The sequence below is a fragment of the Hymenobacter nivis genome, assembly GCF_006439025.1.
Lineage (GTDB): Bacteria > Bacteroidota > Bacteroidia > Cytophagales > Hymenobacteraceae > Hymenobacter > Hymenobacter nivis_A.
In genome coordinates this window covers 168,433-184,115 of sequence record NZ_RCYZ01000002.1, presented here as the reverse complement: position 1 = coordinate 184,115, position 15,683 = coordinate 168,433, and the positions used below count along the sequence as shown (strand labels likewise).

Annotated in this window: 11 protein-coding genes, 1 pseudogene and 1 riboswitch; of the genes and pseudogenes, 10 read left to right on the top strand and 2 right to left on the bottom strand. The window is 66.8% G+C overall.

Going from position 1 to position 15,683, the window contains the following annotated elements; all coding sequences use genetic code 11:
• Nucleotides 1-19: 19 nt before the first annotated feature.
• The gene (locus tag EAH73_RS05260) at nt 20-595 is read right to left on the bottom strand and encodes an RNA polymerase sigma factor (protein ID WP_140465450.1); all 576 of its coding nucleotides are present in this window, start codon (nt 593-595) and stop codon (nt 20-22) included.
• A 195-nt stretch (nt 596-790) separates the two neighbouring features.
• A riboswitch (SAM riboswitch) is annotated at nt 791-880 on the top strand.
• Between the two features lie 289 nt (nt 881-1,169).
• Here EAH73_RS05260 and EAH73_RS05255 point away from each other — a divergent pair.
• The 10 genes and pseudogenes from EAH73_RS05255 to EAH73_RS05210 form a co-directional block, all read left to right on the top strand.
• A complete protein-coding gene (locus EAH73_RS05255) occupies nt 1,170-1,928 on the top strand; it encodes a phosphoadenylyl-sulfate reductase (protein ID WP_140465449.1) in 759 nt (252 codons plus the stop codon).
• Between the two features lie 70 nt (nt 1,929-1,998).
• On the top strand, nt 1,999-2,913 hold the full coding sequence (cysD, locus tag EAH73_RS05250) for a sulfate adenylyltransferase subunit CysD (protein ID WP_140465448.1): 915 nt from the start codon (nt 1,999-2,001) through the stop codon (nt 2,911-2,913).
• A gap of 25 nt (nt 2,914-2,938) precedes the next feature.
• Nucleotides 2,939-4,234 (top strand): sulfate adenylyltransferase subunit 1, encoded by a 1,296-nt coding sequence (locus EAH73_RS05245; protein WP_140465447.1) that lies wholly within the window; start codon nt 2,939-2,941, stop codon nt 4,232-4,234.
• Between the two features lie 26 nt (nt 4,235-4,260).
• On the top strand, nt 4,261-5,076 hold the full coding sequence (cobA, locus tag EAH73_RS05240) for a uroporphyrinogen-III C-methyltransferase (protein ID WP_140465446.1): 816 nt from the start codon (nt 4,261-4,263) through the stop codon (nt 5,074-5,076).
• A 53-nt stretch (nt 5,077-5,129) separates the two neighbouring features.
• On the top strand, nt 5,130-6,983 hold the full coding sequence (locus tag EAH73_RS05235) for an assimilatory sulfite reductase (NADPH) flavoprotein subunit (RefSeq protein WP_140465445.1): 1,854 nt from the start codon (nt 5,130-5,132) through the stop codon (nt 6,981-6,983).
• A gap of 187 nt (nt 6,984-7,170) precedes the next feature.
• Nucleotides 7,171-10,068, top strand: a complete 2,898-nt coding sequence (locus EAH73_RS05230) for a TonB-dependent receptor domain-containing protein (protein ID WP_240047150.1) — start codon at nt 7,171-7,173, stop codon at nt 10,066-10,068.
• Nucleotides 10,069-10,103: 35 nt separating this feature from the next.
• On the top strand, nt 10,104-11,816 hold the full coding sequence (locus EAH73_RS05225; protein ID WP_140465443.1) for an NADPH-dependent assimilatory sulfite reductase hemoprotein subunit: 1,713 nt from the start codon (nt 10,104-10,106) through the stop codon (nt 11,814-11,816).
• Between the two features lie 20 nt (nt 11,817-11,836).
• Nucleotides 11,837-13,147: a TSUP family transporter gene (locus tag EAH73_RS05220; RefSeq protein WP_140465442.1), complete on the top strand. Its 1,311-nt coding sequence runs from the start codon at nt 11,837-11,839 to the stop codon at nt 13,145-13,147.
• Between the two features lie 31 nt (nt 13,148-13,178).
• Nucleotides 13,179-13,445, top strand: coding sequence for a transposase (locus EAH73_RS05215; protein WP_140465441.1), 267 nt, complete (start codon nt 13,179-13,181; stop codon nt 13,443-13,445).
• A 31-nt stretch (nt 13,446-13,476) separates the two neighbouring features.
• Nucleotides 13,477-14,213: pseudogene (locus tag EAH73_RS05210) on the top strand (IS5 family transposase); the annotation flags it as partial.
• On the opposite strand, the gene EAH73_RS05205 reads toward EAH73_RS05210, so the two are convergent.
• Nucleotides 14,192-15,676 (bottom strand): aldehyde dehydrogenase family protein, encoded by a 1,485-nt coding sequence (locus EAH73_RS05205; RefSeq protein WP_140465440.1) that lies wholly within the window; start codon nt 15,674-15,676, stop codon nt 14,192-14,194. The pseudogene EAH73_RS05210 and the gene EAH73_RS05205 overlap by 22 nt on opposite strands.
• Nucleotides 15,677-15,683 lie beyond the last annotated feature (7 nt).

Sequence of the window (15,683 nt, the reverse complement as noted above, 5' to 3'; positions counted from 1 at the left end):
TGGGGGCCCTAAAAAGATGTCAGTGGAGGCCCTGCTGGGCGGCCAGCTCGCGCAGCTTGGCGCGGGCCCGGCTGTACTGCGACTTGGAAGTGGATTCGGAAATGCCGAGGATACCTGCCACCTCCAGGTGGTCGTAGCCCTCTAACAAATAAAGCGTTAGCACCACGCGGTAGCCATCGGGCAGCTCCTGGATGCAGCGGCGCAGCACGTCGGCGCGGTAATGAGTGTCGGCTTCGTCTTCGGCCGAGTAGTGGGTTTCGAGGGGGGCGTCGTGGTGCTGCTCGCCCAGCGGCACCAGGGCCAGGCGGCGCTGGCGCAGGCAGTTGATGCTCTTGTTCACCACAATGCGCTTCAGCCAGGCCCCAAACGAGGAGTCGCCCTTGTAGCTGCTCAGCTCACGGAAAGCGCTCAGAAACGACTCTTGCAGCACATCTTCCGCCTCGGCGTAATCACCGGTGATGCGCAGGGCGGCGTTGAACATGGCCTTGGCGTAGCGCCGGTACAGCTCGGCCTGGGCTTGGCGGTCGTGCAGGCGGCAGCGTTCCACCAGCGGGGCGTTGATGTCGACGTAGGCAGAGTAGGCAAGGGCTTCCATGCAGGGCAATGAAGGGGCGGAACGCGTTAGCAACCCAAAGACCGGGCAATGGGTTCGGGGTTGCATTGCGGGTGAGCGGCCCGGCCGGCTGGCCGGGGCCCCTAAAATACATCGGCCCGCAACATCCCGAACAATTTTCTTGCGTGGTTGCGAAAGCTTGCATTACCTTTGTCGCAGCAACCCGTTTTAAGGTTGTTTTTATACAGAGGCGCGGAGAGACAGGCTCGATGAACCGCCGGCAACCCCCACTACGGTGGAACGGTGCCAAGTCCTGACATATAAAACCGTCGCCGTGCGCTACTTCCCCCATCTCCGCTTGCAACCCACTCCCGCCGCCGCTGCCCTGCGCCGTTCGTGCTGCTGTTGCATGCCGTGCCCCACCGGCCGTATGCGGGGGGGTTGTGCTGGTTGTTGAAGCCCGTTTAATTTCCTGCGGCTGCCCCGGTAGCCTCCCCTCGCCCGCCCCCACCGCGGCACTTGAGCCGTTGCCCGTTCTGTAACGGCGGCTGGTGCAGCCGGGCCCCGGGCCCCTGGTTTTTTCCTCGAAAAAACCGCCTCCTCCCCCTTTATTATTATGGACTTACCCCTTGAACGCCAGGTCGATGACCTGCGCCGTGACTTGCCCGAACACGCTGCGCTGGAAACGCTGGCCTTGCTGGCCGCGCGCTTTCCCGGCCGCGCGGCGTTTTCCACCTCGTTTGGCCTCGAAGACCAGATCATCAGCCACCTGATTTTCGAGCACCAGCTGCCCATCCGGGTGTTCACGCTCGACACGGGCCGCAACTTTCAGGAAACGTACTCGACCTGGAACAAGACGCTGCTGCGCTACGGCCAGCCCATCGAAGTATTTGCCCCCCAGGCCCCTAGCCTCGAAGCCCTCGTTGCGCAAAAGGGCCCCAACAGCTTCTACGAGAGCCTGGAGAATCGCAAGGAGTGCTGCCACATCCGCAAGGTGGAGCCCCTGGCGCGGGCCCTGGCCGGCACCCAGCTTTGGTTCACCGGCATCCGCGCCGAGCAGTCGGCCAACCGCCAGCACATGCACCGCGCCGAGTGGGACGCCGGCCACCAGCTCATCAAAGTGCACCCGCTCTTCGACTGGACGTGGGACGAATGCGTGGCGTTTGCGCAAGAAAATGGCGTACCGACCAACCCGTTGCACCAGCAGGGTTTCGTGAGCATCGGCTGCGCGCCGTGCACCCGGGCCATCAAGCCGGGCGAGGACTTCCGCGCCGGCCGCTGGTGGTGGGAAAACGCCGACGCTAAAGAGTGCGGCCTCCACGACACCACCGCCCACCAGGGGCTCGACCCGGTGGTGGAGCGAATGCCCGGTTAGGGCCCCCACTGCGTCACGTCCAGCTATTTATCATCGAATGCCCCGCGCCGGGGCCCCAATTTTAACGGCCATGCCCACCCCTATCTACCTCGATTATCTTGACCGGCTCGAAGCCGAAGCTATCCACATTTTGCGCGAAGTAGCGGGCCAGTTTGAGCGGCCCGCGCTGCTGTTTTCGGGCGGCAAGGACTCGATTGCCCTCACGCGGCTGGCCGAAAAGGCGTTCCGCCCCGGCAAGTTCCCGTTTCCGCTCGTGCACATCGACACGGGCCACAACTTCCAGGAAATCATCGATTTCCGCGATTCGCTGGCCGCCTCGCTGGGCGAAAAGCTGATCGTGCGCAAGGTGGAGGACACCATCCGCACCCGCGGGTTGCACGAGCCGGGCGGCAAGTACCCAAGCCGCAACCCGCTGCAAACCTACACGTTGCTCGACGTGATTGAGGAGTTTGAGTTTGACGCGTGCATCGGCGGGGCCCGGCGCGACGAGGAGAAGGCCCGCGCCAAGGAGCGGATTTTTTCGGTGCGCGACGACTTCGGCCAGTGGGACCCCAAGCGCCAGCGCCCCGAGCTGTGGAACATCTACAACGGCCGCATCCAGAAGGGCGAAAACGTGCGCGTGTTTCCCATCTCAAACTGGACCGAGCTGGACGTGTGGAACTACATCCAGCGCGAAAACATCAAGCTGCCAGATATTTACTTCGCCCACGAGCGCCAGTGCGTGGTGCTGCCCAGCGGCCAGCTCCTGGGCCTGAGCGAGCACCTCAACCTCGACGACACCGACGAAATTGTGAGCCGCCGCGTGCGCTTCCGCACCGTGGGCGACTCGACCTGCACCGCCGCCGTGGAGAGCGGCGCCGCCTCGATCGACGACATCATCCAGGATTTGCTGCTGGCCAAGGTGAGCGAGCGCGGCGCCACGCGCCTCGACGACAACCTGTCGGAAACCGGCATGGAGGACCGCAAGCGCAACGGGTATTTCTAAGGCAAGCAATTAACAACCAGCAATCATGGATTTACTACGATTTATCACCTGCGGCAGCGTTGACGACGGCAAGAGCACGCTCATCGGCCGGCTGCTGTACGACAGCGATTCGGTGTCGCTCGACGTGCTGGCAACGCTCGAAAAGAAGCGCACGGCCACCAACAGCACTGACGTGGACCTGGCCTTGCTAACCGATGGCCTTAAGGCCGAGCGCGAGCAGGGCATTACCATCGACGTGGCCCACAAGTACTTCACCACGCCGCGCCGCAAGTTCATCATCACCGACGCGCCGGGCCACGTGCAGTACACCCGCAACATGGTGACCGGCGCCAGCAACGCCGACCTGGCCATTGTGCTCGTGGACGCTCGCCAGGGCGTGATCGAGCAGACGCGCCGGCACACGCTGCTGGCGTCGCTGCTGGGCATCAAGCACTTCGTGCTGGCCGTGAACAAACTGGACCTGGTGGGCTACGACGAAGCCGTTTTCGAGCGGATTGTGGCCGACTACCAGGCCGTGGCTCAGCAGCTGAAACTGGCCGACGTGGTGGCCATTCCGCTGAGCGCCCTGCACGGCGACAACGTGGTGCGCCGCTCGAAGCAGATTGCCTGGTACCAGGGCCCCAGCCTGCTCGAACACCTTGAGAGCGTGCCGGCTACCATCGACGCCAACCCGAACGAGCCGCGCTTTCAGGTGCAGTACGTCATCCGGCCCCAGACCGAGGAGCTGCCCGACTACCGCGGCTACGCCGGCCGCATCCAGAGCGGCACGTACCGGGCCGGCGACAAGGTGCGCATCTGGCCGTCGGGCCTCGAAACGGTGATTGACGCCATCGAGGTGAACCAGCAGCCGGTGGCTGCCGCCGTGGCCCCGCAGGGCGTGATTTTGCGCCTGCGCGACGACATCGACATCAGCCGCGGCGACACTGTTGTGCCCCTGGCGGCCCACCCGGCCGTGGTGCGCGAGTTTGAGGCCACCTTGTGCTGGATGGACGAGCGGCCCCTGCGCGCCGGCCGCAAGCTGCTGGTGCAGCACCACGCCGCCGTGGTGAAGGCCTCGGTGACGGCCATTCTCCAGAAAATCAACATCGAAACCTTCGAGAGCCAGGGCACCGACGAGGCCAAGCTCAACGACATCGTGCGGGTGCGCATCAAAACCGCCCTGCCCCTAGTGGCCGACGAGTACCGCCAAAACCGCGTGACTGGGGCCTTCATCCTAGTAGACGACCAGACCGGCGCCACCCTCGCCGCCGGCCTCATCGCCGCCACCGACCCCGAGTACTTCACCCAGGAAGTGCCGGCTGAAACGGCGTTTTCCATCTAATTCCACCCGGTTTTTGCCCCCAACCTATGGCTAACTCCCCGCTTTTCGTGCCCCGCCTGACGGTTGTCGGGGCGGGCCCCGGCGACCCGGAACTGCTCACCCTGAAAGGCGCGCGGGTGCTGGCCGCGGCCGACGTGGTGCTGTACGACGCGCTGGCCAACGACGACCTGCTCACCCACGCCCGGCCCGGCGTGCCCCGGCTGTTTGTGGGCAAGCGCCGCGGGGCCATGGCCTACACCCAGCTCGGCATCAACGAGCTGATTGTGCAGCAGGCATTTAAGCACGGCCACGTGGTGCGGCTGAAGGGCGGCGACCCGTTCGTGTTCGGCCGGGGGCGCGAGGAAATGCTCTACGCCGAAGCCCACGGCCTGGCCACCGAGTACGTGCCGGGCATCAGCAGCGCGGTGGCGGCGGCGGGCAGCATGGGCATCCCGGCCACCCACCGCGGCCTGAGCGAAGGCTTCCGGGTGCTCACGGCCACCACCGCCGACGAGCAACTGTCGGGGGCCCTGCTGGAAGCCGCCCAGAGCCCGCGCACCACCACCGTCATCCTGATGGGCATGGGCCGGCTGGCGGAAATCATGGCGCTGTTTGGCCGCTACGGCGGGGCCGACGTGCCCGCCGCCGTGGTGCAAAACGGCACCCTGCCCACCGCCCGCGCCGTGACCGGCACCGTGGCCACCATTGCCGAGCGCGCCCGCCGCGCCGGCCTGGGGGCCCCGGCCGTGATTGTGCTGGGCGAGGTGGTGCGGCTGGCCAAGCTGCCGGCCCAGGAGGCCGACGCCAGCGCCGTACTGCCCAGCTTTTTGCACGAGCTGCTGCCCTACGCCAAGGTAGCCTAAGGGCCCCGGCCGCTTCCTTTCCATTCGTATAATTCGCTGATTTCCTTCGCCTGATGCCCGCGTTACCCATCCTCCCGCCTACCCTCGACGAAGCTGCGCTGCAGCAACTGACGGCGGGCCTTACTTCGCAGCAGCTGGTGTGGCTGAGCGGCTACCTCTACGGCCAGGCCGCGGGCGCCGGGGCCCCCAGTGCCGCCGCGCCGGTGGCGGCGGCCGCAGCGGTGCCGGCCGCCGCTGAGGCCCCCGCCGCGGCTGAGAAGCTGACGATTCTCTACGGCTCGCACACCGGCAACGGCAAAAAAATTGCCCAGCAGGCGGCCGCCGCGGCCCAACGCCGGGGCCTGGTGGCGGAGGTGCGCGACATGAACGACTACCCGCCCCGGCAGCTGGCGCAGGAACAAAACCTGCTCGTCGTCGTGAGCACGCACGGCGAGGGCGAGCCGCCCATCAGCGCCGAGGAATTGCACCAGTTCATCGGCGGCGCCCGGGCCCCCAAGCTGCCGAAGCTGAAGTACAGCGTGTTTGCCCTGGGCGACACGAGCTACCTGCACTTCTGCCAAACGGGCAAGGACTTTGACGAGCGCCTAGCCGCGCTGGGCGCCACCCGCCTGCTGGCCCGCGCCGACGCCGACGTGGACTACCACGCCGCCGCTGACCAGTGGGTGGAAGCCGTGCTGGACCTCATCGCCGGGGCCCCAGCGGCGGCCGCACCAGCCGCGGCGGAGGTTGCTCCGGCAGCGGCCGTGGGGGCCCCGCGCGAAGCGGCCGTAGTGGCCGAAATTGCGCCCGCCCACTACACCAACGCCAACCCCTGGCCCGCCAAAGTACTGGAGAGCATTCAGTTGAACGGCCGCGGCTCGGATAAGGAGACGTACCACATCGAGCTGGACTTGGCCGGCGCCAACCTGGCCTACGCCCCCGGCGACGCGCTGGCCGTGCGCCCGCTCAACCACCACCCGCTGGTGGAGGAAGTGCTGCAAGCGGCCCGCCTCAGCGACTCGGCCCCGGTGCTGCTGGGCGGCGAGAGCCTGCCGCTGGCCGCCGCCCTGGCCAGCCGCCGCGAGCTGACCGTGCTCACGCGCGACGTGCTAGAGCGCTACGCCGCCCTGGCCCCACACGCCGAGCTGCACGGCCTGCTGGCCGATACGGCCCGCCTCCAGCCCTACCTCTACGGCCGCGACGTGGCCGACTTGCTCCTCGATTTCCCCACCGACCAGCTCACGCCCCAGGCCCTGGCCGACACGCTGCGGCCGCTGCCCACCCGCGCCTACTCCATCGCCAGCAGCCTGCTGGCCCACCCCGACGAGGTGCACCTCACCGTGGGGGCCGTGCGCTACGAGGCCCACGGCCGCCAGAAGCAGGGCGTGTGCTCGTCGCTGCTGGCCGACCGCGTGGCGGTGGGCGACGAAGTGCGCGTGTTCGTGGAGCACAACGAGTACTTCAAGCTGCCCACCAACGTCGGCACCGACATCATCATGGTGGGCGCGGGCACGGGCATCGCCCCGTTCCGCGCCTTCGTGGAGGAGCGGGTGGAGCTGGGGGCCCCGGGCCGCAACTGGCTGCTGTTTGGCAACCCGCACTTCACTACCGATTTCCTCTACCAAGCCGAGTGGCAGCAGCACCTCAAGCGCGGCGGCCTCGCGCGGCTCGACGTAGCATTTTCGCGCGACCAGGCTGAGAAAGTGTACGTGCAAGACCGCCTGCTGGAGCGCAGCCGCGACGTGTTCGGCTGGCTCGAAAACGGGGCCCACTTCTACGTGTGCGGCGACAAAAACCGCCTCGGCCACGCCGTGCAAGCCGCCCTGGTGCAAGTGGTGCAGAAAGAAGCCGGCCTCTCCGCCGAGGACGCCGCAGCCTACGTGAAGAACCTGCGCAAGCAGCGCCGCTACCTGGAGGACGTGTACTAAGCCAGGGGCCCTAAATAAAGAACCCCACGCCCAGGCACCCACCTTCCCAATTTGCCTCCTGAAACGCTCTTAGTCATGCCCATGCCCTCCTGTTGTTGTCGCCTCGCTGGCTGCTGTTTGCGCCCGCTTCCCGGTTCGTTTTGGTCCGCTTCGGCGGGCCCCTTCCCGACTCCAACTGCTACTTTTCGTGAAAGCTTACTACCCTTCGTTTCTCCTCTTCCTGATCCTGTTACTGGCTAGCATCGGCGCGGCGTTTGCCCAAACCGAGCTCATTGCCATCAGCGGCGTGGTGCGCGAGAAAGGCACCCGCGAGGCGCTGCCCGGCGTCAGCATCAGCATCAAGGGCACCAACGCCGGCACCCAGAGCGACGGCGACGGCAAGTTCGCCCTTAAGGGCCGCCTCAAGTACCCGTTTACGCTCGTGTTCAATGCGTTGGGGCACGAGGCCATCGAGCTGCCGATTGTGAGCAGCAACCAGCCGCTCGACGTGCAGCTGGAGGCCAAGGGCACGCTCACCAGCGAGGTGGTGGTGTCGGCCTCGCGGGTCGAGGAAAGCCGGCTGAAGTCGCCGGTGGCCATTGAGAAATTGGACATTCGCGCCATCAAGGAAACGCCGGCCCCCAGCTTCTACGACGCGCTGGAGAACGTGAAGGGCGTGCAGATGCTCACCAGCAGCCTCACCTTCAAAGTGCCCAACACCCGGGGGTTCAACATCCCCAACAACTTCCGCTTCATGCAGCTCGTGGACGGCGTGGACATGCAGGCCGCCACGCTGGGCGTGCCGCTGGGCAACGCCATCGGGCCCACCGAATTGGACATTGCCAGCGTGGAGATTACGCCCGGCGCCGCCTCGGCCCTCTACGGCATGAACGCCATCAACGGCATGGCCAACCTCACCACCAAGAGCCCCTTTACCTACCAGGGCCTCAGCGTGTACCAGAAAATTGGGGTGAACCACGTGGACGGCATCGACCGCAACCCAAGCGCCCTCACCGAAACCGCCGTGCGCTACGCCCAGGCCCTGGGGCCCCGGTGGGCCTTCAAGGTGAACCTGGACTACTTGCGCGGCACCGACTGGCTCTCGAACACCCAAACCGACCAGAACCCGCAGGGCCTCGCCACCTCCAACCCGGCCTTTCCGGAGCTGGCCGGCGCCGCCAACCCGGCCGCCGACTTGTGGAACCGCTACGGCGACGACACCAACTCGTCGCTGACCGTGACCATCCCCTACCAGGGCCGCAACCAGGCCTTTACGGTGACGCGCACGGGCTACTACGAGAAGGATTTGGTGAACCCGATTGTGCGCAACATCAAGGCCGACGCCAGCCTGCACTACAAGCTGGCCGACAACCTGGAGCTGAGCTACGGCTACCGCTACGGCCTGATGGACGGCGTGTTCCAACGCGGCAACAAGATCCAGCTCAACGGCGTGACGGTGCAGAACCACAAGCTGGAGCTGAAGGGCAGCGACTTTGTGGTGCGCGCCTACACGCTCATCGAAAACACCGGCGACTCCTACAACCTCAACCCGCTGGCCCTGAACCTGGACCTGCAAAACGGCTCGAACGCCGTGTGGGGCGGCAAATTCCGCACCGCGCTGCAGAGCCAGCTGGCGGCCGGCACCGCCCTGGCCCCGGCCATGGCCGCCGCCCGCGCCGCCGCCGACGCCGGCCGCGCCGAGCCCGGCACCCCGGCCTTCGACGCGCTTAAGAACCAGATTACCAGCATCAACAACTGGGATAGCGGCGTGAACGTGGCCGGGGCCCCCATCCCCGGCGGGGCGGCCCTCACGCAGCACAGCCGCACCTACCACAGCGAGGGCCTCTGGAACCTGGGGCCCCGCGTCAAGTTCGTTGACCTGCTGGTGGGCGCCGACGCTCGCGTTTACCAAATCATCCCCGACGGCAACAACTTTGTGGACTTCAGCCGGCCGCTGACCGAACGCAGCCTCCCGGGCGGCAACTACGTGTACTACAAGAAGTTTGGCGCCTTCGCCCAGGCCAGTAAGCTGCTGCTCGACGACAAGCTCAAGCTGACCGCTTCGCTGCGCGTGGACTACAACCCCGAGTTCACGGCCAAGGCCAACCCGCGCCTGGCGGCCGTGTACACGCTGGCCGAGAAGCACAACTTCCGCGCCTCGTACCAAAACGGCTGGCGCTTTCCATCGCTGTTCGAAGCGCTGTCGTTCGTGAACAACGGCAACGTGCGCCGCGTGGGCGGCCTGGCCCGCGTGAACGAGGGCCTGAACTACCTGCAGAACTCGTACACCCGCGCCAGCATCGACCAGTTCAACGCCGCCGTGAACGCCTACGTGGCCGCCAACGCCGGCAGCACCGCCACCCAGGCCGCCGCGCTGCCCCAAAACAGCGCCCTGCTGCAGGTGGCCAACCTGGCCACCGAACAGCCCGAGCAAATCAACGCCTACGAGGTGGGTTACCGCAGCGTGCTGTTCGACAATAAGTTGGCCATCGACGCCGACGCCTACTTCAACGTGTACTCGGGCTTCCTGGGCCAGGTGGAGGTGAGCGTGCCCAAAGACGCCAACGGCAACCAAGTGGCCGTGGGCACCGCCGATGCCGCCGTGGCCGCCCTGCGCGCCAACCGCGACGCCCGCCAGGACCGCTACCGCGTGTACACCAACTCGCGCCAAGACTACCGCAGCTACGGCTCGACGCTGGGCCTGACCTACAACTTCTACCAGAAGTTCACCCTGGCCGGCAACGTGAACTACAACGCGTTGTCGGCCAACAACCAAACCGATGTGTTCGTCACCGGTTTCAACACCCCGAAGTGGGCCACCAACCTCTCCTTCGGCAACCGCGAGATTGTGCGCAATTTCGGCTTCAACGTGAACTGGCGCTGGCAGCAATCCTTTTACTGGGAAAGCCCGCTGGCCAACGGCCAAGTGCCCGCCTACCAAACCCTCGACGCCCAGGTGAACCTGCGCGTGCCCGCCCTCAAGTCCACCATCAAGCTCGGCGGCACCAACCTCTTCAACCAGCGCTACTACCAGTACGCCGCCGGGCCCACCATTGGGGCCCTGTACTACGCGAGCGTCGTGTTCGACGCCACGGTGCTGCACTAGCGGCACGTTCTCCCTGCCCATTTCCCTCCCATTCCATGTCCGATACCACCGCCCCCGCTCCCAAGCTTTCCGAAGTTGAGCACGTTAAAATTGCCAGCCGCTACCTGCGCGGCACGCTGGTGGAAAGCCTCGCCAACCGCCTCACCGGGGCCCTCAACCCCGACGACACCCACCTCATCAAGTTCCACGGCTCGTACCAGCAAACGGACCGCGACCTGGAGAGCGAGCGGAAGCGCCAGAAACTCGAGCCGCTGTTCTCGTTCATGATCCGGGTGCGGGTGCCGGGCGGCGTGGCCTCGGCCGCGCAGTGGCAGCGCATGGACGCGCTGAGCGACGCCTACGGCAACGGCACCATGAAGCTCACCACGCGCCAGACCTTCCAACTGCACGGCGTGCTGAAGCGCAACTTGCCCGCCGCCATTCAGGGGTTTAACGAAGTGCAGATGGACAGCATTGCAGGCTGCGGCGACGTGAACCGCAACGTGATGTGCAACACCAACCCGCACGAATCGGCGGTGCACGGCGCAGTGGTGGGCATTGCCCAGGCCATCAGCGCGCACCTCACGCCGCGCACCACGGCATACCGCGAAATCTGGCTCGACGGCGACCTCCAGGAAACCACCGAGGCCGTGGACGACGAGCCGATTTACGGCCACACCTACCTGCCGCGCAAGTTCAAAATTGCCCTGGCCCTGCCGCCCTACAACGATTCCGACATCTTCTCGAACGACATCGGCCTCATCGCCATCGAGGAAAACGGTGCGCTGCTAGGCTTCAACGTGGCCGTGGGCGGGGGCCTAGGCATGACGTTCGGCATGAATGAAACCTACCCGCGCCTGGCCGACCTCATCGGCTTCGTGCCCGCCGACAAGGTGCTGGACGTGTGCGAGAAGGTGGTGACCATCCAGCGTGACTGGGGCAACCGCGAAAACCGCAAGCTCTCGCGCCTCAAGTACACCATCGACCGCGTGGGCCTGCCCGCCTTCGTGGCCGAGCTGCACCAGCGCCTGGGCTACGAGTTGGCCCCGGCCCAGCCCTACCAGTTCCACAGCTCCAGCGACGCCTTCGGGTGGACGGGGGCCCCGGACGGGCCCTCGCACCTCGTGCTGTTCGTGGAGGGCGGCCGCATCCTCGACCGGCCGGGCTACCGGCTCAAGTCGGCGCTGCGCGAAATCAGCGCCTTCCACACCGGCGAGTTCCGCCTCACCGGCAACCAGAACCTGATTCTGGCCAACATCGCGCCTGCCCACCGCGCCCGCATCCAGGCCATCCTGGAAGAAAACGGCGCCGCGCCCAAGGCCGAGCAGCTCACTGCCCTGCGCCGCGGGGCCCTGGCCTGCGTGGCCCTGAACACCTGCTCGCAGGCCTTCGCCGAAGCCGAGCGCTACCTGCCCCAGCTGCTCGACAAGCTCGACGCCGTGGTGCGCGCCCACGGACTGGCCGAGGCCGGCATCCTCATCCGCATGACGGGCTGCCCCAACGGCTGCGCCCGCCCCTACCTGGGCGAAATCGGGCTGGTGGGCAAGGCCCCCGGCCGCTACAACCTGTACCTCGGCGCCGACCACTTCGGCGAGCGCCTCAACAAGCTGTACCGCGAAATGCTGGACGAGGACGGCATCCTGCGCGAACTGACGCCGCTGCTGGCCGCCTACGCCGCCAACCGGGCCCCCGGCGAGGGCTTCGGCGACTTCGTGGTGCGCACCGGCGTGGTAAAAGCCACGGTAAAAGGACTAGACTTCCACGATTAAGTCTTATTTTACAGCTGAATATGGCTACCGACCTGCTTGTATCTGCGCCGCCCGCCCGGGGCCCGGCCGCTGGGGCCCCCAGCGGGCCCTCGCTGCCCGTGTTCCTCGACCTGGAGCAGCGGCGGGTGTTGCTGGTGGGCGGCGGCGACGAAGCCCTGGCCCAGCTCACGGCCGTGCTGCACGAGCATCCGCACGCCGCCATCACGGTGGTGGCCCCGCACCTGCTGCCGGCTCTTTACGCGCTGGCGGCCCAGCACGAGCAGGTGATTTTGCGCCGCCGCACCTTCGAGCCCGAAGACCTAGTGGGCCACGACCTGGTGCTGGTGGCCGCCACTGACGCGGCGCTGCACGGCCGCGTGCGCGCCGCCTCGTCGGCGCGCCGGCTGCACGCCGTGGCTGCTTTCGGCCCCGCCGAGGAAGCCGCGGCCGTCGATTACTGGCAGCGCGTGGCCACGGCCTCGCTGGGGGCCTTCGCCGTCTTTTTGGTGCTCAATATTTTGTCGTATTACTTCACCTGGCAGCAGGTGTGGGGCGTGGCCCGCTCGTCAGGCACGTTCTACACATTCGTGGCGGTGGGCTTCATTGCCCAGCTCATCGACGGGATGCTGGGCATGGGCTACGGCGTGGTGTCGGCCATCAGCCTGATGTCGCTGGGGCTGAGCCCGGCGTCGGTCAGCGCCAGCATCCACACGGCCGAGATGTTCGCCAGCGGCGCCTCGGGCTACAACCACTACCGGTTTGGCAACGTCAACAAGCGCCTGTTCAAAGTGTTGCTACTGCCGGGCATTCTGGGCTCCGTCAGCGGGGCCCTGCTGCTGGCCAAGTTCGGCGACCAGTACGCCAACATTATCAAGCCGGTGCTGGCGCTATACCTGCTCGGGCTGGGCGTGCGCATCATCAGCAAGGCCGTGCGCAAGCAGGCCCAGCAGCGCCGCAAGGTGAAAAACGCCGGCTGGCTGGCCGGCGCCGGCGGCTTCCTCGACTCGTTCGGCGGCGGCGGATGGGGGCCCCTGGTCACGAGCACGCTCATCGCCAACGGCCGCACGCCCAACTACGTCATCGGCACCGTCAGCCTGGTCGAGTTCTTCGTGACGTTCGCCAGCGCTCTTACCTTTTTCTCCATCCTGGGCCTCTCGCACTGGCAAATCGTGGCCGGCCTCATCGTGGGCGGCGTGGCGGCCGCGCCCCTGGCCGCGCGCTTGGCCGGCCGCCTGCCCACCCGCTGGATGTTCGTGGGCGTGGGCACCATGGTGGTGGTGTGGAGCCTGTGGGCCCTGCGCAAAGTGGACGTGGCCGCCATCTGGCACTACCTGGGGGCCCTGTTTAGCTAGGAGGTGTTAACAGTGATTATTAATTTGGGCCATGGATTACCTGTTGACAGACGCGCAGTGGGCGCGCATCGCGCCGCTGTTGCCCGGCCGGGAGGGCACGAGCGGGGGCCGCGGCCAGGACAATCGGCGCTTCGTAGAAGCGGTGCTTTGGCTGGCCCGCAACGGCTGCCGGTGGCGGGCGCTGCCCGCCGCCTGGGGCAACTGGCACACGACGTACACGCGTTTCCAGCGCTGGACCGCCTCCGGGGTGTGGGCCCGGGTGCTGGCAGCCGTGCAGCAAAACGATGCCCTGCACTAGGAGGTGTTAACAGTGATTATTAATTTGGGCCATGGATTACCTGTTGACAGACGCGCAGTGGGCGCGCATCGCGCCGCTGTTGCCCGGCCGGGAGGGCACGAGCGGGGGCCGCGGCCAGGACAATCGGCGCTTCGTAGAAGCGGTGCTTTGGCTGGCCCGCAACGGCTGCCGGTGGCGGGCGCTGCCCGCCGCCTGGGGCAACTGGCACACGACGTACACGCGTTTCCAGCGCTGGACCGCCTCCGGGGTGTGGGCCCGGGTGCTGGCAGCCGTGCAGCAAAACGATGCCCTGCACACGCTGCTCGTCGATTCGACCACCGTACGGGCGCACCAGCACGCGAGCGGGGCGCGCAAAAAAACGGGCCGCAAGCCCTGGGCCGCAGCCGCGGCGGCTTGACCAGCAAGCTGCACTCGGTCGCCGATGCGCGCGGCCGGTTGGTGCGTTGTGGTCTGACGGCGGGCCAGCGCCATGACGCGCCACAGGCCTTGCCCCTGCTCGAGGGCTTGGCCCCGGCGTACCTCATCGCCGACCGGGGTTACGATTCCGACCCGCTCGTGGCCGCACTGGCCGCCCGTGGCACCTGTGCCGTGATTCCGCCCCGGCGCAAGCGCCTCTTCCCGCGGGCCTACGATGCGGTCCGCTACGCCCAGCGCCACCCCATCGAGCGGCTTTTCAGCCGTTTAAAGCAGTTTCGGCGCGTGGCCACGCGCTACGACAAGCTCGACGCGCACTTTTTGGCCTTCATTCACTTGGCGGCGACCGTACTCATTTCCGCTCCGCTCGTGCCGATGTTCACGTTGGCAATGCCGCAGTCGGAGCCGCTGGCGGCCAGGAAGGCCTCGGCCTCGCGCATGTTCAGGGTGAAGATGCTGCTGCTCAGGCCCTGGCGCACGTCGTTTTGCAGGTCGATGGCGTTTTGCACGTCGCCGCTGTACTTGATGAGGTAGAGGATGGGCGCGAAGGTTTCTTCCTGCACCGTGGCGTAGTGGTTTTCCACCTCCACCAGCGCGGGGCGCACGTAGTGGCCGCCGGCGTATTCGGCGCCGCTCAGCACCTCGCCGCCGGTCAGCAGCGTGCCGCCTTCGGCCTGCACTTTCTCCAGGGCCCCGGTGAAGGCGGCCACCGCGGCGGCGTCGATGAGGGGCCCCACGAGGGTGCCTTCCTGCAGCGGGTGGCCGATGGGCAGCTTGGGGTACACGGCCAGCAGGCGCTGCTTCACGTCCTCAAAAATGCTGTCCTCGATGATGACGCGGCGGGTGCTGGTGCAGCGCTGCCCGGCCGTGCCCACCGCCCCAAACACGATGGCGCGAATGGCGATGTTCAGGTCGGCATTTTTCGTGACGACGATGGCGTTGTTGCCGCCCAGCTCCAGCAGGGCGCGGCCCAGGCGGGCGCCCACCACTTCGCCCACCTTGCGGCCCATGCGGGTGCTGCCCGTGGCCGACACCAGCGGCACGCGCCGGTCGGCGGCCAGGGCCGCGCCGATGGTGGCGTCGCCAATGATCAGGTTGAACACGCCTTCGGGGATGTCGTTGTCGGCCAGCACGCTCTTGATGATGTGCTGCACGGCCACGGCTGTAAGGGGCGTTTTCTCCGAGGGCTTCCAGATGCTCACGTCGCCGCACACGGCGGCCAGCATGGCGTTCCAGCTCCACACGGCCACCGGGAAGTTGAAGGCCGAGATGATGCCCACCACGCCCAGCGGCTGGTACTGGTCGTACATGCGGTGCGCGGGCCGCTCCGAGTGCATGGTGAAGCCGTGCAGCTGCCGGCTCAGGCCCACGGCAAAGTCGCAGATGTCAATCATTTCCTGCACTTCGCCCAGGCCTTCCTGCAGGATTTTGCCCATTTCGGCGCTCACCAGCTTGCCCAGCGGCTCCTTGCACTCGCGCAGCTTGTTGCCAATCTGGCGCACGATGTCGCCGCGCTTGGGGGCCGGCACGAGGCGCCAGGTTTTGAAGGCTTCGGTGGCGGCCTGCACCACGGTTTCGTAGTCGGCGGCCGTGGCGAAGGCCACGCTGGCAATGCGCTGGCCGTCGGCGGGCGCGTTGATGACGCGGCGCTCGGCGTTGGGGGCCCCGCCCCAGGTGCGGCCGGTGGCGTAGGCGGCGTTGTCGGCTTCCACGCCGAGCTGGCGCAGCACGTCTTGCAGGCCGTGGGGGTCGGCGTGGAGGTGGCCGCCGGGCACGGCGAGGTCGGCGGGCGTTTCTTGTTCGAGGGCTTGCTTCATCTTTCTA

What these genes read in the sequence shown, in the direction of transcription:
- EAH73_RS05255 (WP_140465449.1), top strand. Translation starts at nt 1,170, where the DNA reads ATGGACTTACCCCTTGAACGCCAGGTCGATGACCTGCGCCGTGACTTG.
- EAH73_RS05205 (WP_140465440.1), bottom strand. Translation starts at nt 15,676, where the DNA reads ATGAAGCAAGCCCTCGAACAAGAAACGCCCGCCGACCTCGCCGTGCCC.
- EAH73_RS05260 (WP_140465450.1), bottom strand. Translation starts at nt 595, where the DNA reads ATGGAAGCCCTTGCCTACTCTGCCTACGTCGACATCAACGCCCCGCTG.
- EAH73_RS05245 (WP_140465447.1), top strand. Translation starts at nt 2,939, where the DNA reads ATGGATTTACTACGATTTATCACCTGCGGCAGCGTTGACGACGGCAAG.
- cysD (WP_140465448.1), top strand. Translation starts at nt 1,999, where the DNA reads ATGCCCACCCCTATCTACCTCGATTATCTTGACCGGCTCGAAGCCGAA.
- EAH73_RS05235 (WP_140465445.1), top strand. Translation starts at nt 5,130, where the DNA reads ATGCCCGCGTTACCCATCCTCCCGCCTACCCTCGACGAAGCTGCGCTG.
- EAH73_RS05225 (WP_140465443.1), top strand. Translation starts at nt 10,104, where the DNA reads ATGTCCGATACCACCGCCCCCGCTCCCAAGCTTTCCGAAGTTGAGCAC.
- EAH73_RS05220 (WP_140465442.1), top strand. Translation starts at nt 11,837, where the DNA reads ATGGCTACCGACCTGCTTGTATCTGCGCCGCCCGCCCGGGGCCCGGCC.
- EAH73_RS05215 (WP_140465441.1), top strand. Translation starts at nt 13,179, where the DNA reads ATGGATTACCTGTTGACAGACGCGCAGTGGGCGCGCATCGCGCCGCTG.
- cobA (WP_140465446.1), top strand. Translation starts at nt 4,261, where the DNA reads ATGGCTAACTCCCCGCTTTTCGTGCCCCGCCTGACGGTTGTCGGGGCG.